Genomic DNA, 24270 nt, shown 5'->3' with positions numbered 1-24270 from the left:
AGAGGGTCAGAGGTTCGAATCCTCTATGGCTCACTTTTAAGCATTCCTTCGGGAATGCTTTTTTTGTTTTTAATAGAAGTTTTTTGATATTTATTATATACATTTTTTTGTTTAAAATAATGAAATTATGTTGCTATACCTAGTTATTTTGAATTAAAAATCGTTATTTTGTTTCTTTATGTAATTTGCTTAAATTTACATAATTGGGGGCTTTTGTATTAGCTTGAAAGTCATATCACTTTAGATTATCCTAGTATCAAACGAAAACAAAGGGGTTTTTTAAATGGATAAATTAGTAGAGATTATTGGCGCACCTTCGACTTATGGCCAAAAAAAATTGGGGGTAGATTTTGGACCGGACGCAATCCGTTATGCAGGTATTGTAGAACGAATACAAAATATTGGAATTAATGTTAAAGATTCAGGTAATATTAGTGTTCCTGCAATACATTTAGAGAAGTTCAACTCAGCTCAAAAAGGATTACGCAATTTAGATGAAATAGTTGAAGTATCTAACCAACTTAGTGAAACAGTATCACAAAGTGTTGATAATGGTAATTTTCCACTTATATTAGGTGGTGACCATTCCATAGCAATAGGCTCAATTTCTGGTATTAGTAAACACTATGAAAATTTAGGAGTGATTTGGTATGATGCACATGGTGATTTAAATGTACCTGAAGAATCACCTTCAGGTAATATACATGGGATGCCACTGCGAGTGTTGGCAGGCGAAGGGGACTCACGTTTAGTGAATATCTCTAATTATGCGCCAAAAGTTAGATCAGAGAACATTGTACTGATAGGTATGAGAGATTTAGATAAGGGAGAACGTCAATATATTAAAGAAAATAATATAAAAACATATACAATGGCCGATATTGATAAACTTGGGATTAAGCACGTGATGGAGGCAACTTTAGATTACTTGAAATCTAAAACAGATGGCATTCATTTGTCATTAGATGTAGATGCCCTAGATCCAGCTGAAACACCAGGAACTGGTACAAGAGTACTAGGAGGCTTAACATATAGAGAAAGTCATTTTGCGCTTGAATTATTACATAATTCAAATTTAATCACTTCCATGGATTTAGTTGAAGTAAATCCATTGATAGATATGAATAATCACACGGCAGAACAGGCAGTTTCATTAGTAGGTAGTTTCTTTGGTGAAACATTATTATAAAACAATAAAAGGAATAATATGGGGGGTAATTCCATATTATTCCTTTTAATTTTATGATAAAAAATTAATACTTAATATGACAGTTAATGTTATGATTGGTATAATATATAACATGGGAACAGATAACCGGAGGAGATGTTATGGATTTATCCAACTTTTTTGATGATTGGAGTACAGTCAAAATAATTGCTAGTGTACTCGATTTGCTCATTGTATGGTATGTACTTTATCTTCTCATTACAGTATTTAAAGGTACAAAAGCGATTCAATTGCTGAAAGGTATTGTAGTAATTGTGATCGGCCAACAAGTGAGTAAAATGTTAAACTTAACAGCGACATCTCGTTTGTTTGATTTAGTAATACAATGGGGTGTTTTAGCTTTAATCGTTATATTTCAGCCGGAAATTAGACGTGCTTTAGAACAACTGGGTAGAGGAAGTCTATTTAAACGCTATTCTACAAGTTTGAATAGTGATGAAGACAAGCTTATTTCATCTGTTTCTAAGGCTGTTCAGTATATGGCTAAACGCCGGATTGGCGCATTAATCGTATTTGAAAAAGAAACAGGATTACAAGATTATATTGAAACAGGTATAGCAATGAATTCCGAAATTTCTCAAGAATTACTGACTAATGTGTTTATACCAAATACACCTTTACATGATGGTGCTATGATCATTCAAGCGAACAAAATTGCAAGTGCTGCCAGTTATTTGCCACTGTCAGACAGTGCTAAAATAGCTAAAAGTCTGGGAACAAGACATAGGGCAGCTGTGGGCATTTCAGAAGTTTCAGATGCATTTACAGTAGTAGTATCTGAAGAAACAGGATCTATTTCAGTCACGTTTGATGGTAAATTAAGAAAAGATATATCTAATGAAGCATTTGAAGAATTATTGGCTGAACATTGGTTTGGCACACACTTTCAAGAGAAAGGTGTGAATTAATATGTTAGAAAGTAAATGGGGATTAAGATTAATCGCATTAGTTTTAGCATTAGTATTCTTCTTATCTGTCAATAACATGTTTGGTAATATCTTTAATGCTGACCAACTGGGACAAAAATCTACTGAAACACTTCAGGATGTACCAGTACAAGTTAATTATGATAGTAAATCGTTATATGCTAGCGATGTACCGAATAAAGTGGATATTGAAATATCTGGTCCACAATCTCAAGTGTTGAAAGCTGAAAACGGCGAAAATATTAAAGCTGTACTTGATTTGAGTGGTGAGAAGGCTGGAAAACATACCACACAATTCAAGGTCAATGGTTTAAATAAAGACGTTGATTATACAGTTAAGCCAAAAGAAACAACAGTTAATCTTGAAGAAAAAGTTACTAAGAAACTTAAAGTAGAACCTGATGTGAGTGATAATGACTTAGATGCCAATTATAAAGTGAGTGACCAAAGCGTATCGCCTGAAACAGTTAAAGTTACTGGTGGTAGCAAGCAAATTGATAAAATTGCATACTTAAAAGCTACGTTTAAAGATAAAGATAAAATTAGTAAAGATACTACGGATATTGCACGTATCACTGCTTTTGATAGAAAACTCAATAAAATCAAAGTATTAATACAACCAAATGAAGTTAATTTGAGCGTCAAATTGGAAGATTATAGCAAGAAAGTAAAAGTGAAAACTAAAGCAATAGGCGCCTTACCTAAAGGTAAAGAGATAGATGATATAAAATTAGATAAAGAAGAAGTAGAAATTTTCGGTAATAGAAACGACATTCAAGATATTGACGAAATTACTGCAGAAATCGATTTAGATGGAGTTACAGAATCAACTGAAAAAAATGTAGAATTTAAATTACCAGATGACGTTTCAAAAATTGAACCAAATGAAACAACAGCAAAAATTAATATTAAATAGATTTTTATAAAGGAGATATAAATCATGGCAAAATATTTTGGTACAGACGGCGTAAGGGGCGTTGCAAACAAAGAATTAACGCCAGAACTTGCGTTTAAATTAGGGCGTTTTGGAGGTTACGTGTTAGCCCATAATGAAGGTGAAAAGCACCCTAAAGTACTAGTAGGTAGAGATACTCGTGTTTCTGGTGAAATGCTTGAATCTGCGTTGATTGCTGGATTGATTTCAATCGGTGCAGAAGTCATGCGTTTAGGCGTTATATCAACACCTGGCGTAGCATATTTAACTAAAGAGATGGAAGCTGAATTAGGTGTTATGATTTCTGCTTCTCATAATCCTGTCCCAGATAACGGTATTAAATTTTTCGGTTCAGATGGTTTCAAACTATCTGATGATCAAGAAAGAGAAATTGAGCAATTATTAGACCAAGAAAATCCAGAATTACCACGTCCTGTCGGTGAAGACATTGTGCATTATTCTGATTATTTTGAAGGTGCGCAGAAGTATTTAAGTTATTTAAAATCAACGATTGATGTTAACTTAGATGGTATGAAAATCGCCTTAGATGGTGCCCATGGTTCTACTTCATCTCTAGCACCGTTTTTATTTGGAGATTTAGAGGCTGATACAGTTACGGTTGGTTGTAATCCTAATGGTTATAATATTAATGATCATGTAGGATCAACACATCCAGAAACATTGTCTGAAAAAGTTGTTGAGGCTGAATGTGACTTTGGATTAGCGTTTGATGGTGATGGCGATAGAATAATCGCTATTGATGAAAATGGAGATATCGTTGACGGAGATCAAATTATGTTCATCATTGGTCAAGCAATGAGCAAGAACCAAGAATTAAATAATAATATGATCGTCTCAACCGTCATGAGTAATTTAGGATTCTACAAAGCTTTAGAAGATGAAGGTATTCAATCTAATAAAACAAAAGTAGGAGATCGTTACGTAGTTGAAGAAATGCGTAGAGGTAATTATAATTTAGGTGGAGAACAATCTGGCCATATCGTGTTAATGGATTATAACACTACAGGTGATGGTTTATTAACAGGCGTGCAGTTAGCAAGCATTATTAAAATGACTGGTAAAAGCTTGAGTCAACTTGCAAAACAAATGAAAAAATATCCTCAATCTTTAGTTAATGTGCGTGTGACTGATAAATATCGCGTAGAAGAAAATGTAGATGTTCAGGAAGTTATGACTAGAGTAGAGGTTGAAATGAACGGAGAAGGGCGTATTTTAGTTAGACCATCAGGCACGGAACCATTAGTAAGAGTTATGGTTGAAGCAGCAACTGATGAAGCAGCACAACATTATGCCCAAACAATTGCAGATGTAGTTAAAGAGAAAATGGGGTTAAATGAATAAGTTCTATGACTTATTTGAAACTGTTAATACAGATACTAATGATAGTGTTAGTACATGTATTGACAGTTTTTTTATTAGCTATAAACCAAACGAAGTGTGTAATTCATAATATTATATTTTAAATTCATTTTGTGAAATAAGTTAGGTAGATATCTAGTAGAATCAGAAGCATAAGAAAAGTACAGAATTGAGCTATAAAGTCACTTATTTCTTGCAAATACAACTAATGTTATAAAAATTAACTAAAAAGACTAATCCATATAAATGAGGATTAGTCTATAATTTTGGATATTTAATAATACATTATCTTTTATAAAACGTTGTATTCTTTGTTAATTTCAGAAGCCAAGTGATCATCAATTTTAGCATAATCTTTTAAGAAGGCTTCAACACCATAAGTTTTAATATAATTATTTTTTTCAACTGTTTCTTGATCATTCGTATCATCGTATTTTAATAGTAATGCAGCTGCTTTAATTAAGGCATGATGTTTTAGATTATTTTGATAGAGATAATTTAATGGTTTAATTATTCTATCTTGAGGTCCAATTTTACGGATTGTGCCTCGACCAACACGAGTTACTTCATCTGAAAGATGAGGGTTTTTAAAGCGCTCAATAATTTTATCAACGTATTGTACTTGTTCTGATGTTGAAAAATCAAATTGGTTCGTAATGTATTGACTGGTTTCTTTTAAAACTTCTTCCAGGTCATGTTTGATTATTTTATCATTCATTGCATCTAAAATCGTAGGTTGATTATTATATCTACCAGCGTAGGCTAAGAATGCATGACCAGTGTTTACCGTCAATAATTTTCGTTCAATATAAGGCGTTAAATTAGACACGTATTTGATATGATCTAATTCTGGACCATACCATGCATCTTTTTCTACAACCCATTCATAGAAAGGTTCCACGATGACATCTAAAATATTCTCATTGGACTGCAGAGGAACAATTCGATCAACTGCAGAATTGACAAAATGAATATGGTCATCTAATGGACCAGTGATATCTAAGATTGCCTCTTTCAATGTGTTCGTAGCCATAATGGCATTTTCACATGCTACAATATTTACCGGTGTTTCTTTTTCTTTTAAATAAGGCGCAAACGTTTTAGCTATAATTGGTAAAATATTTACACCGACTGCAGTAGTAATTAAATCAGCTTCTAATACAGCTTGTTTTAATTTAGCAGAAGGTTGTCCTGAATTGATTGCGTCAACATTGTGCACACGAGTTGTTGTTTGCGCATCGTCAGCTAGTATCACATCATATTCATGTTTTGAATCTAAAGCATCAATAATTTCAGCATTGACATCTGCAAATGTAACTTTAATATCATTATCAGCTAAAATATAACCAATAAAACCACGACCAATGTTACCCGCACCAAAATGTAATGCTTTCATTATGCGTCAGCCTCCTCAAATACTTGTTTAATTTCTTCAGCTGATGAAGCATTGATAATGCGTTCAACATTTTCTTCTTCACTAAATGTGATAGCAATTTTTGATAGTAAATCTAAATGCTCACCATCTTTACCTGCGATACCTACAACCACTTTAACTTCTTCTCCATCCCAATCAACACCATCAGGAATTTGAATTAAAGTTAACCCTGATTTTAATACACTAGTTTTCGCTTCATCAGTACCGTGGGGAATGGCCAATCCATTACCCATAAATGTTGTTACAACTTGCTCACGATCTTTCATAGCTTGAATGTAGTCTTCTGTAACTGCACCACTGGATACAAGTGCTTGTCCTGCTTTTTCAATTGCTTCGTTTTGATCTTTCACTGTTTGATTAATAAAAATATTGTCATTGCTAAATAATTCGCTCATATTATTCACTCCATGTTTAATTGATTTTGTAATGCTTTCAGATAACTTTGTTTTAGTAAATCTGATAATTGTTCTGGTTGTTGCATAAATTGATCGATATTATCGAGATGCTCACCAATTTTTCCAGATAATTCACTAATAAGTTGTGCCATGATATCATCCGGAGGTATGAACATATTTAATAAATATGTTACAGAAACTTTGTCATTTTGATTACTTTTAAGCAAAAGTGGTTTTTCTAATATAGTGACTAGGATAAATGGTTTTTTAATTAAATCACTTTTTAAGTGTGGCATAGCAATAGGATAAGGATCTAAAACAAAGCCTTGTTCATCCATGCGTTGCTTAATAAGTTCAGCGAATGACTGTTTATCTTCAATAATTTGATGTTTAAATAATTGTCTTGTTAATTACATAATCCAATCTTGAATATGTGTATAATCAATATATATCGAATCAATGACTTCAAGTCCTTTACGGATATAATCTAATTGATATTCAGGATTTGAAAAGGTTATATCAGCATCATCAAATATTTGCGTTTGTGGCTTGTCTTGTTGCATGTTTAGAAAAGCAGCTACGTGATTAATGTCTGCATCTGGTAACAATGGATTAACAGTGAGATATGGTAAGCTGATATCTAGATTAACTGTTGAAATAATAGCATCATATTGTTGAATATCAATGGAATTAAGATCACCCACAGAGGCTTGCGTTGTTTGTTGAATTTCACTAAATGTTTGTTGTAATCGTGTAGCAAGTAGACGGCTTGTACCAATCCCACTACTGCAAACGACGAGCACCTTATAAAAAGATGTGGCTTGTTTTTGAATTGCACCACCGAAATGTAATACGATAAATGCAATTTCACTTTCTGGAAATTGAAAATTTGGCCATGTTTTTATTAAACCTTGATGTACACTTTCAAATAATCTTGGATATTTATGCTTAATCATTTCAGTTAAAGGATTATGCGTTTCAATATTAGCATTTAATCGATTGATTGCAGGTATTATATGCAATTTTAACCCTTCGCTTAATGTTCGCCAATCTTTAAATGTTTGTTGAGAAATCTCTGATACCATTTGAATAAGATTTTTGATGCGTTGATCATCTTTATTATTTTTAAACACTTCAGTAGTTTCTTTGCGTTTGGCCCCGCGTAAATGAATCGTGATAAAGGTTATTTCGGCTTGGTTGAACTGAACGCCGTAGATGTGCTCTAAATGTAATGCTAAAGCTGAGGCGACTTGATGTTCAAAGGTATCTTTGACATGATTATAAATATCATCATTTAAAACTACATATTCATCTTTAAGCATTCGATCAATGCTGAGCACAATGTGTACTGTTAAAGTTAAATAGCTTGATTCTGTCAGTGAATAAGGTAGTTGTCCTAAATGATCCATAAGAATTCTCTCAACTTGGAAGATTTTATCTAAATCTACCATTGGTAGCTGAGTTTGATTAATGGATTGATACACAAAGTGGTTTTCTATTACAGAATAAACACTCGTACTGTTTAAATTATTAACCATCAATTGACTTAATAACTCTCTTTTTTTTGATTCAGCACCATAAAGGTGAATACCTTCACCACGCTTTTTTTGAAGCGTTAATTGATATTGTACGAGTTCACCATCTAACTCATCTAGTAATTTAGCTAGGGTTTGCGTAGAAACACCAATTTCGTGTGCTAAACTGTATTGCTTGATTGGATCTTTAGCTTGAATAAGTGCATATAATATAATTACTTTTTGTTCTTCTTGAGACAAATCAATCGTAACTTGTTGAAGTAATTCATTTTTTAATGAATGTATCGCTGATGGACTACCAGATAACTGTAAACCTTTTTTCGTAACGCGTTCCAATTCAATATTAAAACTTTCTAAAAATGGCTCAATAGACTTTAATTCTCTATGAATAGTACGAGAGGATACAGCTAAATGTTGAGCAATGTCATAAATAGTGACATATTGACCGTGATACTTAATTAACATTTCGATAATTTCCTTTTCACGTGTACTCAAAAACATAGCCATACCCTCCAATTTATTTCTCTTTTAGTGAGTGATTAGTTTTCTTCTTTTTTAAGGTTTTCTAATAATTCATCATATCTAGGAGAATTTAAGAAATTCTCTACTGAAATATGAATTGCATTTGGAACTTGTTTGATTGCTCTATCTGTTAATTTTTTCTGAGTAATGACAAGTTGAGCGTCACTTGGCAATTGATTAATCGCTGTATTCGTTACTTCAACGTCTTGAATGCTAGCTTTTTTGAATTTGTTACGTAACATACTTGCGCCCATAGCACTTGATCCCATACCTGCGTCACAAGCGAAGATAACATGATTTACTTTACTGTAGTCATGTGCATCTACATTCTCTGTATCATAGTTATCTAGTAAATCATCCTCTGATTGACTATCACTATTTTTGTCAGCTGTATCTTTTGTAGTTGTTGAAGTGTTATCATCACTATTCCCTGTTAACTTAGAAGATACACTCGATTTTTTACCTTTTGATGCTTCCATTTTCTCTGTCGCTGCTTCTAAATCTTCTTCTGTTTCTTTTGTGAATTTTAAAATAATTGATGAAACAATAAATGAAACGATTGCTGCTAATAACACACCTGTAATCATGTGTAAGAATTCGCCTTTAGGGGCATTTAACATATATACGATAAATGAACCAGGTGAAGCTGGACTCTTGAACCCAAAGTCTAATAATGAATAAGTAGCAACACCAGTCATACCACCTAATATTACTGCGATGAACAATAAAGGTCTCATTAACACATAAGGGAAGTAAATTTCATGAATACCACCTAAGAAGTGGATAATCCCAGCCCCATATGAAGTAGCTTTAGCTGTCCCTTTACCAAAGATCATATAAGCAACTAAAACACCTAAACCTGGACCAGGGTTTGATTCGATTGTGTATAAAATAGATTGGCCTGCAGATGCAGCTTGATCTGCACCCAATGGTGTAAATACACCATGATTTATAGCGTTATTTAAAAATACGATCTTAGCAGGTTCAACAATAATACTTACCAATGGAAGTAAATGCGCATGTACCAATGCTTCAACAGCAACTGATAAAATATGCATGATAAATTCCATGATTGGTGCTAATATTTTAAAACCTATGATAGTCATAATAAAACCTAAAATACCAGCTGAGAAGTTATTGAATAACATTTCAAAACCTTGTGGTGTTCTTGGTTGAATGAATTCATCAGTTTTCTTCATTAACCAACCAACAAGTGGTCCCATAATCATTGCACCTAGTAACATAGGTGTTTCTGGTAATGCTACAATAACACCCATTGTTGCTACAGCTGCAATAATTCCGCCACGCATCTCGTGTATTAGGCGACCACCACTATAAGCAATTAATAATGGTATTAAATAAGTAATCATTGGTCCAGCTAATTCACCTAAATCTTTATTTGGCCACCAACCGCCATCTATAAATATTGCTGCTATAAAACCCCAAGCAATAAAAGCACCAATATTAGGCATAATCATACTACTTAAAAATGAACCAAAGGCTTGAACTTTACGACCAATTCCTTTATTTTCTTGAGCATCTGTTTGTGACATAATTTGCACCTCTTTTTCTCTGTATTTAAGTATCATTGTAGGTCTGTTTACATAAATAAACAACAAATAGTAATCTCAAATTTGTCACATATTTTTTGACAAGTTTATGACTATTAATATATGGAAGGTTTTGAATTTTTAATAATAAAAACATTTTGCAATTATTTTAAGGATGAAGTTAATAAAAATTTGCATTTGGTCACAAATACATTGTACAATTAGTGGTATTGAAGGAAAGGAGGAAAGTTTGTCTTAAATATATCAATAAAAGCGCCTGTGCAAGTGAAGCGGTTAAATATTTAACATTTAAGATTTATAGCAGAAATCTTAATAGATATGAAATCGAAGCTTGTAGACGAGGAGGATAGTTATCGAACCATCGGCGGATGCTATCCCGGATGTGGCTCATTCGTAAACTTATTAAGGAAAACATTAGGGTGACCTAGTGCACAAAGTTAATAAGATAGCCAAATTAAATAAAAATTAAAAGTAAAGGTGAATGGGATTTCTGTGCCTATTTTTAAAATTTCTTACAAAAACGAATGTTAAGAAATTTATTTGAATTGGTCTTATATATTGAACAGGTTCCTATACGCCGAACGTTCAATACCCTTCACCATTAAATTGGAGGAGTATTTATATGTGTGGAATAGTTGGATATATCGGGCATGATAATGCCAAAGAATTGTTACTAAAAGGATTAGAAAAATTAGAATATAGAGGATATGACTCTGCTGGTGTTGCTGTTGTTAACGATGATGGCACAAATGTATTTAAATCAAAAGGACGTATTGCAGAGTTAAGAAAAGTTGCAGATAGTAAAGACGTTGATGGCAATGTAGGTATTGGTCACACACGTTGGGCAACACATGGTGTGCCAAATTATGAAAATTCACACCCACATCAATCTGCAACTAAACGTTTCACTTTAGTGCATAATGGTGTAATTGAAAACTATGAAGAGTTAAAAAATGAATATTTATCAGATGTAAAATTTCTATCTGAAACTGATACAGAAGTTATTGTTCAATTAGTTGAATACTTCTCAAATACTGGACTTTCTACAGAAGCAGCGTTTACGAAAGTTGTATCGTTATTAGAAGGTTCTTACGCATTAGGATTAATTGATAGTCATGACCGTGACACTATGTATGTTGCAAAAAATAAATCGCCGTTATTAATTGGTGTAGGCGATGATTTTAATGTTATTGCTTCAGATGCACTTGCAATGTTACAAGTAACAAACCAATACAAAGAAATTCATGATCATGAAATTGTTATTGTTAAACGTGATGATGTAGTTATTAAAGACCAAGAAGGTACGGTACAAGACAGAGAAGCTTATACTGCACAAATTGATGCTGCTGATGCAGAAAAAGGTGTTTATGATCATTACATGTTGAAAGAAATCCATGAACAACCTGCAGTAATGCGTCGTATTATCCAGGAATATCAAGATGCTGAAGGTAATTTGAAAATGGATGCGGATATTATAAAAGATGTAGCAGATGCAGACAGAATTTACATCATCGCAGCAGGTACAAGTTATCATGCAGGATTAGTTGGTAAAGAATACTTAGAAAAATGGGCAGGCGTGCCTACAGAAGTACATGTTGCTTCAGAATTTGTATATAATATGCCATTACTTTCTGAAAAACCATTATTTATTTACATTTCACAATCAGGTGAAACAGCGGATAGTCGTGCTGTATTAGTAGAAACTAAGAAACTAGGGCACAAATCATTAACAATTACAAACGTTCCTGGTTCAACATTATCTCGTGAAGCAGATCATACTTTATTATTACATGCCGGTCCTGAAATAGCCGTTGCATCTACAAAAGCCTACACTGCACAAATTGCAGTACTTTCAATTTTGTCACAAATTGTAGCGAAAGAACACGGTAAAGAAGCCGACGTTGAGTTATTACGAGAACTCGCGAAAGTGACTACTGCTATTGAAACAATTGTGGATGATGCAGATGTAATGAAACAAATTGCTACAGATTTCTTAGAAACAACTAGAAATGCATTCTTTATTGGTCGTACAATCGACTATAATGTTAGTTTAGAAGGCGCATTGAAGCTTAAAGAAATTTCTTATATTCAAGCAGAAGGTTTTGCAGGTGGTGAACTTAAACACGGTACGATTGCTCTTATTGAAGAGGGTACTCCAGTGATTGCTTTAGCTACACAAGAAAATGTAAACCTTTCTATTCGCGGCAATGTGAAAGAAGTTGCTGCACGTGGCGCAAACCCTTGTATAATTTCTATGGATGGATTAAATAAAGAGGGCGACACATACGTTATTCCTCATGTCCATGAGTTGTTAACACCATTAGTTGCTGTTGTGGCAATGCAGTTAATTTCATATTATGCTGCACTGCACAGAGATTTAGATGTGGATAAACCACGTAACTTAGCTAAGTCTGTAACAGTTGAATAAATTTATAAATAAGTTTGAGCTGGGACATTAAATTGTCTCAGCTTTTATTTTTAACTTATTGAAAGTGAAATGTTTTCAAAAGTTTAGAAAATTTAATATGCTAAGAAGAACGATTACATATAGAAATTAAAGAAAGGTAGTGTAAAATAATGACAAAACCTAAAATTTATACTATGGCTTTTGGAAATGTTTATCCTCATTTAGTGAAAAAGGCCGAAAAAAAAGGTAGAACGAAAAATGAAGTGGACACGATCATTAAGTGGATGACCGACTATAGTCAATCTCAGTTGGATGAAATGGTAGAAGATGGTACTGATTATGAAACATTTATTCAACAAGCACCACAATTAAATCCACATAGAACTAAAGTGACAGGTGTTATTTGTGGGATTCGTGTTGAAAATATGGAAGAATCAGTAATGAAAGAGATTAGGTATTTAGACAAGATGGTTGATGAATTAGCTAAAGGTAAGACATTGGAAAATATATTTAGACAGAATCAAAAATAAATGGCAATTTAACAAAGGGGGATATATATGCTAATTGATTTGAACAATATAGCAAGAAGAAAAGATGGAAAAGAAATTGTTCAAGGTGTGAGTTGGCAGATTAAAGAGGGAGAAAAATGGATGTTATATGGTTTGAATGGGGCAGGTAAGACGACACTATTGAATATTTTAAATGCCTATGAGCCAAATACGTCAGGTGAAATGACTTTATTTGGTATGAAGCCTGGAAACAAAGGATATTCTGCTGAAAATGTACGCCAGCAAATTGGATTTGTATCTAGTAGTTTAATGGATCGTTTTCAAGATGGTGAAATTGTTTTAGATGTAGTAATGAGTGGGATATTTAAGTCAATCGGTGTGTTTCAGGATGTACAACAACAACACATAGATTTGGCAAAACAATATTTAAAGCAAATGGGAATGACTCAATTTGAAAATCAATATTATGGTTATCTTTCTACTGGAGAGCGTCAAAAAGTGTTGATAGCAAGAGCTTTGATGGGGAGCCCTAAACTTTTAATTTTGGATGAACCAGCTTCAGGACTAGATTTTATTGCAAGAGAAGATTTATTAAGTGCACTGACACAATTGTATAAGCAAAATCCTCAATTAGCAGTAATTTATGTCACGCATTTTGTAGAAGAAATCACCCAGGACATTGATTATGGTTTTTTATTGAAAAATGGACAATCTTTCAAACAAGGTCAATTATCCGAAATTCTAAATAATACAACATTAAGTCACTTCTTTAAGCGGAATGTCAGCATAACATATAACCATGGGCGCTATACATTGTTTTTAGAAGATGAAGACATTGCAGAAACATAGACAAAGTGCCATAATTTAAGACGATAACATATGATGGAGGATTTATATTAAATGGAAAATGTTAAAGCAATATTTTTGGATATGGATGGTACAATTTTACATAAAAACAATCGTGTAGATAACGAAACAACAGAAATAATACAGACTTTAAGAAATCATGGTTATAAAGTGTTTTTAGCTACTGGAAGAGCACATGATGAGATTCATTACCTTGTACCTAAAGACTTTAAAGTGGATGGTATTATTAGTTCTAATGGTACGAACGGTGTCGTTCACAATGAAACTATTTTTAAACATAGTTTAACATTTGATACGGTAAATGAAATTGTGAAAAGAGCAAAAGCACAAGCAATTTATTATGAAGTGTTTCCTTTCGACGGCAATCGTATCATTCTTAATGAAGATCAAACGTGGGCAGAAGCTATGTTTAAACAATCAACACCACCTGAAAACGTAGGCTATAGTGAGTGGACATCCCGTAGAGAATCTATTGTTGAAAAAGTAAGTTGGGAACCAATTATCCCTGACACATCATTTTCAAAAATTTATTTATTCTCACCAGATTATGATAAGATTACTCAATTTCGAAATCAGTTAATCGATGACCAAACAGCACTTCAAATCAGTGTATCAAATTCATCGCGCTTTAACGCGGAAACAATGGCTTTTGGTATTGACAAAGGCACTGGAATTAAAGAAATGATAGACTACTTTGGCATTAAACAAGAAGAAACATTAGTCATTGGTGATAGTGATAACGACAGAGCGATGTTTGCGTTTGGTAATTATACTGTAGCGATGAAGAACGCTCGGCCAGAAATTCAAGCTTTAGCTGATGATGTCACTTCATTCACAAATGAAGAAAACGGTGCGGCATTATACTTGAAAAAACATTTATTATAAAATATACGTATAGATAAATTGATTAAAAAAGACACTTTTCTCGTTTAATAATGATTATTAAATGAGATAAAGTGTCTTTTTTTGATATGGATAATTGACTGTTCACATGCTTTAGCATAAGAATCAATTGAGAGTGTGCAAGTATAATATAAACAGTTAAGTAGTATCGTAAAAAAAGACAAGTATAAATTCAAAAGGACTAATCCTTTTGAACGTGGATTAGTCCTTTTTGAAGGTAGAACGATGGTCCTAACTGTTTCCTATTGATATTATTTTTCTTTGTTATCAATTTGATCTTTGATATCTGAAGCCTTTTCTTCAGCATTATCTTTAAACTGATCAGAAGTTTGATTAACTTTATCCGTAGCTTTCTCAGTTGTATGATTAACACTATTGCTTACTTTAGATGTTTGATTAGATTGTGTAGAAGCTTTTGATTTTTTAACTTCTGATTTATCTATTTTCTCGCCATTTTTATTGTAGTATTGAATAATTGCTAATAAGTTTGTGTAATAAACGATTAATCTAATTATAATAACGATTACTGACACAATATAGATAATAGTCGTTGCTAATGTTTGTGAAATACTACCAGTACTAATAGAAACTAATTGACTTACTGGGTTTGCTAAGATGATAACAAGTAAATTTAGCAATAATATACCTATATAGAATTTAAACCAAGTTTTATTGCCGTTTTTAATAGCTTTAAAGCCACGTTTCACAGATGACCAAGCGCCTCTACTAGGTTCTTTAACAAAAGCTAATGTATAATTGATGATTAGGATTGTAAAGAACCAATAAACAAATGACAATATAAATACTTGTAAAGTAGCGGCAATGATTTGGAATGTTAATGACCATCCAAGTGCATGATCAGAACTGCTTAACGGTCCTTGTAATGCAGTGAATAATTGTACAATGCCTAATTGTAATAGCTTACTTATTAGAATATTAAGTAATAATATAATAATAATACTTAATAAAGTAATTAAAGATAATTTTAACGATTTAGCATATTTACCTTTTTTAAATATTGAAAATAAATCTTTGAATTTAACCTTGTCTTTATTAATTGCATTGTCTATAGTGTATATAGTTCCAGCAATAAGTTGATAGCCTACAAATATGAAAACCACTAATGGAATTAATATTGCTAGTATTAATGTAATTAAGGCACTACCAATAGGTTGTTGCATTGCCATTGACATTAAAAACTTATATATTGCTGGTTGAACTGGTATAAAAGTTAGAACAGTCAAAGCAAATAATATGATAAAACTTACAATTGTGAATAGTAAAATTTTAGCATTTTGCGGTTTAGCATTTTGTAATGCTAGTTTATGAAATTTAAACAAATTTTAAGCACTCCTTTTTAGTGATAAGCATATGCTATCAAAAAATTAGAGATTTTAAAATTAATAGGTAACAAAATGACTATAAAATGTTAAAATGACCAAATGAGAAAATGTTGAAAGGAGATATCATCATGAAATTTGCAATTCTTACTGATGTACATGGCAATTTTGATGCGTTGGATACAGTATTGGATGATATTGATAGAAGAAAAGATATAAATAAAATATATAACCTAGGCGATAATATTGGTGTAGGCCATGAAACAAATAAAGTACTTGACGAAATATTTGAAAGAGATGATATGGAAATTATTGCAGGTAATCATGATGAAGCGGTGATGTCAATTGTTAACGATACGCCTTATCCTGAAGACTTAAAAGATAAATTTTATGAACACCACCAATGGATTGAAAGTCACTTAGACGAAGATTATTATGATAAATTAAATGCGTTACCTCGTGTTATTGAAAAAACTATAAATCATAAAAAAATCATGTTCATTCATTATGAAATCCCAAATGATAAATTGAACACGCCAATTGATGGGCAGCCGTTTAGTCCCATTGTGGAACCTACAGAAGAAAATATTAAATCACTATTCGAGGATAAAGAAGCAGATTTAATTGTTTTTGGTCATAATCATACGGTTCATTTGTTTGATGATAAATCTAAAGTTTATTTTAATCCTGGATCTGTTGGATTGAATAATGGCGCATATGCTGTATATGGTATTGTTACTATCGATGAAAATGAATTTTCATTTGAAAGGGTTAAAGTTCCTTATGATAATGAAGAATTTATAAGAGGTTTTAAAGAAAAACAAGTGCCAGCTAAAGAGCTGATATTTGATAAATTTTTATAGGCATAAAATGTTTTGGATTTGTTATATATTTTAAAAGAAATTTAAATAATAAAAGTGACTAGATTGATATTGCTTATTTTAAGCTTTAAAATCTAGTCACTTTTTATTTTTATTCATGTTATTTTTCTGTATAAATTGCTGAACATAAAGTATTGTTGTCATGATTATGATATTCTGTTTCAAACTGTATTGTCATATGTTGAATGTTTAAATGTGTTAGACGATGTTCGAGTAAGTTTAAAAGTTGTTCACCTTCTTCAATTGTCATGTCATTTGGTACAACTGCATGACAACTTAAAGCATTTATTTCGTTAGAAATAGTCCAAATATGACAATCATGTACATTTATTATTTGCGCTTCACTTGTAATAGCACTTATGATTTCACTCATATTGACATCGCTTGGCGTACCTTCCATCAATATATTGATGGATGATTTCGTTATCCCCCAACTACTTTTAATAATAAGTAGAGAAACGATAATACTCGCAATAGGATCTGCAAATGTCCAATTAAATGCCCAAATAAGAATAGCTGCTGTAATGGCTCCGACTGAACCTAATAAGTCACCAATAACATGGAGAAATGCACCACGCATGTTTATATTATGATCTGTATCTCCACCTTTAAACATAAAGGAAGCAACAACGATATTAACGATGAGTCCAATTACACTGATAATAAACATTTCTGTAGATTTTACAGCTACTGGATTAAAGAAACGGTCGATTGCTTCTATGATTATAAAAATACCGATAACAAATAGCGTTACGCCATTAAATAATGCAGCTAATATTTCGAAGCGTTTGTATCCAAAAGTCTTAGATTTAGTAGCGTGTTTTTCAGAATAAATAAAAGCTAATAAAGCCACACCTAATGAAATTGAATCACTGAACATATGTAAACCATCAGATAATAGTGCTAAACTATGTGCTAAAAAACCTCCGATGATTTCAATAATCATAAATATACCAATAATTAAAAAGCTAATGAGCAAGATTTTTTTATTATTGGTATGTACATGTCCATGTGTATGATTATGTGTGTGATTGTGTTCGTGTTGTTGAGTCATATAGGTCCACACCTTTCATTATAGTTTTATAGTTTGTGATTTGCGTGATGTATTGCTTGTTTTAGTAAATCAGTTACATGTGTATCGTCAATTGAATATATCATTGACTGGCCTTCTCGGGTAGATTTGACTAGGTGGGCTTGTTTGAGTATACGTAACTGATGTGACACATTAGATTGGCCCATATTTAAAGTGTGCGCAATATGTCCTACACTGCTAGAACTTTGAGATAATAAGTGCATGATGCGTATGCGATTTGTTTCGCTTAATGCTTTGAAAATATCGGTTACATGATTTAATGTTTCAGTGTTTATTGATGCATCCACAAAATTCACCTCTATATATGAATATATTAGTATATATTCATATATTAATGCTTTCGTACTAATATGTCAACAAAAAGTGCATAATTGTTTTAAATTCTTATAAAAGTGGTAGACTTTTAGTATTAACTTAATTAAGGAGGTACCAATATGAGTATTTTAGTTATTGGCGCTAATGGTGGCGTTGGTCAACATTTAGTAGAACAATTGAAAGAAAAAGATATAGACTTTACCGCTGGAGTTAGAAAAGAATCCCAAGTTGAACAGTTAAAAGAAAAAAATATCAAAGCAACATTAATTGATGTAGAAACAGACGATATTCAAGCTTTAACTGAAAAATTCAAAGGTTTTGATCGTGTAGTATTTTCTGTTGGTTCAGGTGGTAGTACAGGCGCTGATAAAACAATTATTGTAGACTTAGATGGTGCTATTAAAGCTATTAAAGCAAGTGAGGCAAATCATGTTAAGCAATTTGTTATGGTGTCAACATATGATTCTAGAAGAGAGGCATTTGATGCTAGTGGAGACTTGAAGCCTTATACAATTGCTAAACATTATGCTGATGAATATTTAAAACAAGCATCAGTATCATATACGATTGTACATCCTGGTGTTTTATTAAATGATGATGGCACAAACAAGATTGAAGTAGGAGCCTTTTTTGAAGGTAGAGGCTCAATTCCAAGAGAAGATGTCGCTTCAGTTATCAATGAAGTTGTAACAACTGATGATTATTTAAATACTGAATTCCAAATTATTAGTGGAGATGTGGAGATACCACAAGCTTTAGATAATTTTAAAAATAAATAATTAATAGTTACAAAGATGGGCCAATTTACAACTTATAGTAATTTGGTCCATTTTTAACTGAAATATCTATTATTTTAATAAATTTTATGAAGAAAATTTGATACAATAATAGATATCGTTTGGAGGTAACTATGAAGATTTCAAACACTAAAATTTATGAACAAGTCGCAGATACTTTATTGGAAAGCATCAAATCTGGAAATTATCAAGTCGGAGATAAAATACCATCGATACAAAAGCTCAGTAAAGAATTTGGTGTGAGTGTGGCTTCGGTAAGAGAAGCTTTGAATGCATTAAGAACGATAGGCGTATTAGAAATAAAACAAGGATATGGGACATTTGTAAAACAAATTGAACCAACTTTTTTTGAATTAGGGGATAAATTTAATTCAGTAGTTCAGATAAAAGAATTGTTAGAGTTAAGAGAAATTGTTGAAAGCGCCACCGTTAAAATGGCTGCTTGTCATCGTACAGAAGCAAACTTAATTGATTTGAAAAATGCTTTGAATCGAATGGGGGAAGCGATAACAGATGGCACGTCAGGAGAAAGAGCTGATTTAGAATTCCATTTATTAATTGCTAAAGCTGGCAATAATTCTTTATTAGTTGAATTACTAAATAATATATCTGAACTCATGCAAGATTCTATGAAAGAAACAAGAAAGATATTTATTTATAGTAAACAAAAAACAATGAATAAATTGCTAGAGGAGCATGTAGTCATTTATAATGCGATTGCTAACAAAGATGATGTAGAAGCAGTTAAAGCAATGGAGTCACATTTATTAGAAGTCAAAGAAACAATATTAGCCAACTTCAAAGAAAAATAGATTTGAGAAAGCATCATGGCGATAATCTTCAAATTTATTTTAATGCTTTCCAAATTCATAAAGTCTAAGGCGAGTATAATTAAATTTCAATGAATAAAAAGCCCAAACTATAGCAGTTTGGGCTTTTATTGCAAATTTTAAATTTTGAACAGTAATCATCTGATCAAAATCATCATAATTCATTACCTTATATGTAAAAGAATCTGAGTCTTTTAAAGACTCTAGTATCATTATAATGTGAAAAATATTGACAAGGCAAGTCTTTATTTAAAAAATTTATGACAATTGAATAATTTTATTGTCAAATTCAACTGAATGTAATTGAATCACATTAATTTAACTATACGTCTATGAAACGTATTGATATAATAATTATTGATTTAAATATGAGTAAACGTTGAAGTGACAGTTTATAATGCGTTAAGATATGTGATACAATTTCAATAGTTCTGTCAAATTAATTTTAAAATGTAATATTAATAGTATAAATTTATATTTTTCTAAATTGGAAATATCAGATTAAACAATATATTAACTAAGTTTGGAGGTGTGGTGAATGCCATTATTTTTAAAACCAGTATTACATGAGAAAATTTGGGGTGGCACAAAGTTGAAATCACTCGGTTATGATTTGCCGGCTGAAAATATTGGAGAAGCATGGGGGATTTCAGCACACCCAAATGGAAAATGTGAAGTGTTGAATGGGCCATACAAGGGGCAGACACTAGATATGGTATGGGAAAATCATCGAGAATTGTTTGGTGATTTCCCGAGCCAAGAGTTTCCATTAATGACAAAAATTGTAGATGCAAAAGAAGCATTATCAATCCATGTGCATCCTGATGACGCATACGCTTATGAAAATGAGAATGGACAATATGGTAAGTCAGAATGTTGGTATATCATAGATGCAGAAGAAGACGCAGAAATCATTTATGGTGTGAATGCAGATTCGAAAGATATTGCAGTGAATCAAATCAATGAAACTGACTATGCAAATTTATTTAATAAAGTTAAGGTTAAGCCGGGTGAATTTTATTTCATACCAGCAGGAACGGTTCATTCTATAGGTGCTGGTGTACTTGTCTATGAAACAATGCAATCTTCTGATGTCACTTATCGCGTATACGATTTTGGTCGAGAGGAAAAAGCACATCATAGCAGAGGATTGGATCAAGCAAAAGCAAAGGATGTCATCGAAGTTACTCAAGAAAATATTAATATAGCTACGGATACTGAAATTATTGAAAATCACAAACGAATTCAACTAGTTTCAAATGACTTTTTTACAATGGTTAAGTGGGAAATATCTGGCACATTAAATTATATGAAACCGAGAGAATTTGTTTTAGTTTCTGTATTAAAAGGCAATGGACAAGTCATAGTTGATGGAGACATTTATGATGTAACACAAGGTCAAAATTTCATACTAACTTCAGACGATTTAGATACAATTTTTGAAGGGAATTATGAATTAATTATAAGTTATTTATAGAGAATAAAAACGGAGTGTTTTAAAATGTATAAGTATTTATATGTATCGTTAATTTGCGGCTTATTAGCTGGCGCAGGGATATTTTTAAAAATACCTATTTTCCCTTCATTTTTCTTACCCGTAATCATTGGTGCAATTGGTATAATTGCTACATTAATTACGATACCTAACAAAGAAATAAGTGGATTATTAAAACTTGGCGGTGTACTCATTAATTTAATGCCAATTATGGGTGCATTGACGATGGTTCAATAATCAATAAATTTAGTGTCTTTACTTTTGAAGTTAAAGATACTTTTTTTATAAGTAATAATCATTAGTTTTATTAATTAAATCAAATTCAGTTTGGACGAAATGGATATTAATAATTAAAATGAATCAGTTTTATAATTAAAAGATTATAAAATTTTCTTTAGCGATAAAATATTTATGGTAAAATAGAATTTAAATTGGAGGTGGGCTAAATGTCGAAATCTCGAGGCTTATTGATGACATTTATTATTGCGCTTATTGCAACCATTATGGGAAGCAAATTTCCAGTAATAGGAAGTGCAATCTTTGCCATTGTTATAGGTATTCTTTTAAATAACTTTATTGAAATTCCCAAAAAATATCGTGCCGGTATCCAATTTAGTAGTAAAAAAGTATTGCATTATAGTATTATTGTTCTCGGTTTTACGTTGAGCTTTCAATCTATAGGTTCAATTGGTTGGAAATCTCTGCCAATTATAATTATAACTTTATTAGCTGCATTTATAATCGTGTTTATTTTGATGAAAATATTTAAAATAAATGAAAATCTTAGCATCCTGATTGGGGTTGGGACATCTATCTGTGGTGGGTCTGCGATTGCTGCCACAAGCCCAGTTATCAAGGCTAAAGAAAACGAAGTAGCATTTGCTATTTCAACTATATTTTTATTCAACTTAATAGCTGTTTTTATATTCCCACCACTCGGTCATTTAATGAACATGGGTCAAACGGCTTTTGGATATTTTGGGGGTACGGCAATAAATGATACATCTAGTGTTATTGCTGCGACTTCTAATTACGGAAATAAAGCATTAGAAACTGGCGCAATTGTAAAATTAACACGGACGTTAATGATTATTCCAGTAGTATTATTTTTTACATATAGAACGATTCGTAAAGAAAAATCTAAACAAACAGGCACGTCGATCAAACAAATCTTTCCATGGTTTATAGTTTGGTTTATTATAGCCTCATTAATTAGTACAATTTTTAATTTTTCACCAACTGTTATTCATATATTTCAACAAATATCACTATTCTTAATAACGATGGCAATGGCAGGTATAGGATTAAATGTAGATTTCAGACAATTTAAACAAGCTGGTTCAAAGCCGATTTTATTAGGGCTAGTGACTTGGATAGTAGTAATAATAACAAGTTTGATATCAATGAAATTGATTAATTTATTGTAATCGTTGTTTGCGGATTAATTTTTAAATATAATGAGAAGATAGAATTTTTTATATGAGATAAGGAGTATCTAAATGGCAGAGGAAACAAATTATTTTTGGTTAAATTGCGGATATAATCGCTGGAATCATAACGAACCATTAGTGGGTCAAACAACATTATTTGAATCAGGTGCTCAATTTAATCCGTCACAAGGTTTCCGATCTTTTAAACAAGCTAAAGTAGGAGATAAAGTTGTATTTTATCAAGTACAGATGGATACTGGTTTACTAGGATTTGGTGAAATTACTAGCGTTCAAACAGGCGCACAGAATAAAATTCGTGTTCATTTTCAGTTGTTAGAACAATTGAAACCATTAACTGCTGATTACTTAAAAAGAAGTGAACAATTAGAATTTCGTATTACTAATATGAAAGAAACACTATTTAATCAAATTACAAAAGACGAATTTGACTTAATCGTGAGTTTGGGTAAAGGAGAAACGAAAATACCTAGATATTTCTTTATATCAGAGGAGCAAGAATTCGAACCCAATTCTTATAATACGTTGTTTACACACACATATAATGGTATTAAACGAAATGGATACCATTTTTATAGACAACTTGAAATTGGAGACCAACTCGTTTTTTATAATAAACATAGAGAACAATCAGTGATTGGTGTTGGTGAAGTAAGTCAACATTTACATGAAAAATCTCCAATCCCTGGTCGTACAAATAGTACAGCGATAGAGGTTTATTTTGAAAAAGAAATCGAGCCCGTAACATTAAGTACATTAAATAAACACCCAAAATTAAAAAACTTATATTATTTACAAGAAAATGCAAAACAAGCGATTGCGAGTATGTCACGTACACAATTTGATGCAATACTTGAAATGAGTGAAAACGATGGAATGAAATCTCAGTTTGAAGCAGTTAAAAGTCAAGATGTTATTGATAAAGCAGATGAGGATGTAAAACCATTTATTCTGTTAGTAGTTGATAAAGGCGAAGGTCTAAAAGCTGCAGAAAACTTGCTACAAAAGACAAATGCTAATCCAGTAATTACGGCAGGGCATCCAGATTTTACAGAGGATATGTTATATGGTAAATATTTACCAAATGAGGCGGGTGCTTTGTATTATAGAGAGGGTTTCATTACTAATCTTATGCCAAGAAATGATAAAAGTTATCTGGTTATTGATAATTTTAATCGTATAGATCCAGACATTTTTCAAACTTATATTAATGTTTTAGAAGGCTATGAAATGACATTACCAAGATATAATAGAGATGGAAGTATGGTTAAATGGTCCAGAAAAAAAGATTCATTTTATCATTTTAATCCCAATTGGCATATCGTTGGCATTACGTATGATAGCATAAATGATATAAAACAAAAATATACTGAACAGTTTTTAAAATATGCAAGAATTGTTAAGGTAAATCAAGATTAAAATCACAGTTTAAAAATAGTGAATAAGCGTCTGGGACATC

Annotated in this window: 21 protein-coding genes and 1 pseudogene; 15 read left to right on the top strand and 7 right to left on the bottom strand. The window is 31.9% G+C overall.

What is annotated here, in order from left to right; all coding sequences use genetic code 11:
• Positions 1-283: 283 nt before the first annotated feature.
• From rocF to glmM, 4 genes are all read left to right on the top strand, one after another.
• On the top strand, positions 284-1189 hold the full coding sequence (gene rocF / locus HMPREF2586_RS00765) for an arginase (RefSeq protein ID WP_070039777.1): 906 nt from the start codon (positions 284-286) through the stop codon (positions 1187-1189).
• A gap of 140 nt (positions 1190-1329) precedes the next feature.
• Complete coding sequence (cdaA, locus tag HMPREF2586_RS00760) at positions 1330-2136, top strand: diadenylate cyclase CdaA (RefSeq protein ID WP_019467737.1); 807 nt, start codon at positions 1330-1332, stop codon at positions 2134-2136.
• A gap of 1 nt (position 2137) precedes the next feature.
• Positions 2138-3070 (top strand): CdaR family protein, encoded by a 933-nt coding sequence (locus HMPREF2586_RS00755; RefSeq protein WP_046207708.1) that lies wholly within the window; start codon positions 2138-2140, stop codon positions 3068-3070.
• 24 nt (positions 3071-3094) lie between these two features.
• The gene (glmM, locus tag HMPREF2586_RS00750; protein WP_070657414.1) at positions 3095-4450 is read left to right on the top strand and encodes a phosphoglucosamine mutase; all 1356 of its coding nucleotides are present in this window, start codon (positions 3095-3097) and stop codon (positions 4448-4450) included.
• Positions 4451-4760: 310 nt separating this feature from the next.
• Here the strand turns inward: glmM and HMPREF2586_RS00745 are convergent, their stop codons facing one another.
• The 4 genes and pseudogenes from HMPREF2586_RS00745 to HMPREF2586_RS00730 form a co-directional block, all read right to left on the bottom strand.
• Complete coding sequence (locus tag HMPREF2586_RS00745; protein ID WP_070657412.1) at positions 4761-5864, bottom strand: mannitol-1-phosphate 5-dehydrogenase; 1104 nt, start codon at positions 5862-5864, stop codon at positions 4761-4763.
• Positions 5864-6298 (bottom strand): PTS mannitol transporter subunit IIA, encoded by a 435-nt coding sequence (locus tag HMPREF2586_RS00740; protein WP_046207711.1) that lies wholly within the window; start codon positions 6296-6298, stop codon positions 5864-5866. Before HMPREF2586_RS00740 ends, HMPREF2586_RS00745 begins: the two co-directional genes overlap by 1 nt.
• A 5-nt stretch (positions 6299-6303) precedes the next feature.
• Positions 6304-8334: pseudogene (locus HMPREF2586_RS00735) on the bottom strand (transcription antiterminator).
• Between the two features lie 38 nt (positions 8335-8372).
• Positions 8373-9908: a PTS mannitol transporter subunit IIBC gene (locus HMPREF2586_RS00730; protein ID WP_046207713.1), complete on the bottom strand. Its 1536-nt coding sequence runs from the start codon at positions 9906-9908 to the stop codon at positions 8373-8375.
• 640 nt (positions 9909-10548) lie between these two features.
• Between HMPREF2586_RS00730 and glmS the strand changes: the two genes are divergently transcribed.
• The 4 genes from glmS (at position 10549) to HMPREF2586_RS00710 (ending at position 14594) form a co-directional block, all read left to right on the top strand.
• Positions 10549-12354 (top strand): glutamine--fructose-6-phosphate transaminase (isomerizing), encoded by a 1806-nt coding sequence (glmS, locus tag HMPREF2586_RS00725; RefSeq protein ID WP_046207715.1) that lies wholly within the window; start codon positions 10549-10551, stop codon positions 12352-12354.
• A 149-nt stretch (positions 12355-12503) separates the two neighbouring features.
• Positions 12504-12863 (top strand): DUF2200 domain-containing protein, encoded by a 360-nt coding sequence (locus HMPREF2586_RS00720; RefSeq protein ID WP_070657408.1) that lies wholly within the window; start codon positions 12504-12506, stop codon positions 12861-12863.
• Positions 12864-12890: 27 nt separating this feature from the next.
• The gene (locus HMPREF2586_RS00715; RefSeq protein WP_046207717.1) at positions 12891-13691 is read left to right on the top strand and encodes an ABC transporter ATP-binding protein; all 801 of its coding nucleotides are present in this window, start codon (positions 12891-12893) and stop codon (positions 13689-13691) included.
• 51 nt (positions 13692-13742) lie between these two features.
• A complete protein-coding gene (locus tag HMPREF2586_RS00710) occupies positions 13743-14594 on the top strand; it encodes an HAD family hydrolase (RefSeq protein ID WP_046207718.1) in 852 nt (283 codons plus the stop codon).
• Between the two features lie 269 nt (positions 14595-14863).
• Here HMPREF2586_RS00710 and HMPREF2586_RS00705 read toward each other — a convergent pair whose 3' ends face one another.
• Entirely contained in the window at positions 14864-15952 is a 1089-nt protein-coding gene (locus HMPREF2586_RS00705) for a hypothetical protein (RefSeq protein WP_046207719.1), read from the bottom strand.
• Between the two features lie 131 nt (positions 15953-16083).
• On the opposite strand from HMPREF2586_RS00705, the gene HMPREF2586_RS00700 reads away from it, so the two are divergent.
• Positions 16084-16815 carry a metallophosphoesterase family protein gene (locus HMPREF2586_RS00700; protein WP_064209826.1) on the top strand — a complete coding sequence of 244 codons (732 nt, stop codon included), beginning with the start codon at positions 16084-16086 and terminating at the stop codon, positions 16813-16815.
• A 118-nt stretch (positions 16816-16933) separates the two neighbouring features.
• Here HMPREF2586_RS00700 and czrB read toward each other — a convergent pair whose 3' ends face one another.
• The gene (czrB, locus tag HMPREF2586_RS00695) at positions 16934-17887 is read right to left on the bottom strand and encodes a CDF family zinc efflux transporter CzrB (RefSeq protein WP_070657406.1); all 954 of its coding nucleotides are present in this window, start codon (positions 17885-17887) and stop codon (positions 16934-16936) included.
• A gap of 26 nt (positions 17888-17913) precedes the next feature.
• Positions 17914-18213, bottom strand: a complete 300-nt coding sequence (locus tag HMPREF2586_RS00690) for an ArsR/SmtB family transcription factor (protein WP_080937829.1) — start codon at positions 18211-18213, stop codon at positions 17914-17916.
• Between the two features lie 147 nt (positions 18214-18360).
• Between HMPREF2586_RS00690 and HMPREF2586_RS00685 the strand changes: the two genes are divergently transcribed.
• The 6 genes from HMPREF2586_RS00685 to HMPREF2586_RS00660 all read left to right on the top strand — a co-directional run bounded on the left by HMPREF2586_RS00685 (position 18361) and on the right by HMPREF2586_RS00660 (position 24230).
• Positions 18361-19020: an SDR family oxidoreductase gene (locus tag HMPREF2586_RS00685; protein ID WP_064209828.1), complete on the top strand. Its 660-nt coding sequence runs from the start codon at positions 18361-18363 to the stop codon at positions 19018-19020.
• Between the two features lie 131 nt (positions 19021-19151).
• Positions 19152-19850 carry a FadR/GntR family transcriptional regulator gene (locus HMPREF2586_RS00680; RefSeq protein WP_046207724.1) on the top strand — a complete coding sequence of 233 codons (699 nt, stop codon included), beginning with the start codon at positions 19152-19154 and terminating at the stop codon, positions 19848-19850.
• A 556-nt stretch (positions 19851-20406) separates the two neighbouring features.
• Positions 20407-21345 (top strand): type I phosphomannose isomerase catalytic subunit, encoded by a 939-nt coding sequence (locus HMPREF2586_RS00675; protein WP_046207725.1) that lies wholly within the window; start codon positions 20407-20409, stop codon positions 21343-21345.
• A 24-nt stretch (positions 21346-21369) separates the two neighbouring features.
• Positions 21370-21600 (top strand): hypothetical protein, encoded by a 231-nt coding sequence (locus tag HMPREF2586_RS00670; RefSeq protein WP_046207726.1) that lies wholly within the window; start codon positions 21370-21372, stop codon positions 21598-21600.
• A 209-nt stretch (positions 21601-21809) separates the two neighbouring features.
• A complete protein-coding gene (locus tag HMPREF2586_RS00665; RefSeq protein WP_070657404.1) occupies positions 21810-22790 on the top strand; it encodes a YeiH family protein in 981 nt (326 codons plus the stop codon).
• A gap of 72 nt (positions 22791-22862) precedes the next feature.
• On the top strand, positions 22863-24230 hold the full coding sequence (locus HMPREF2586_RS00660) for an EVE domain-containing protein (RefSeq protein WP_046207728.1): 1368 nt from the start codon (positions 22863-22865) through the stop codon (positions 24228-24230).
• Positions 24231-24270 lie beyond the last annotated feature (40 nt).

This window comes from Staphylococcus sp. HMSC034G07 (assembly GCF_001835975.1).
In the GTDB taxonomy this organism is placed as follows: Bacteria; Bacillota; Bacilli; order Staphylococcales; family Staphylococcaceae; genus Staphylococcus; species Staphylococcus ureilyticus.
This window is presented reverse-complemented; position numbering and strand designations above follow the sequence as displayed.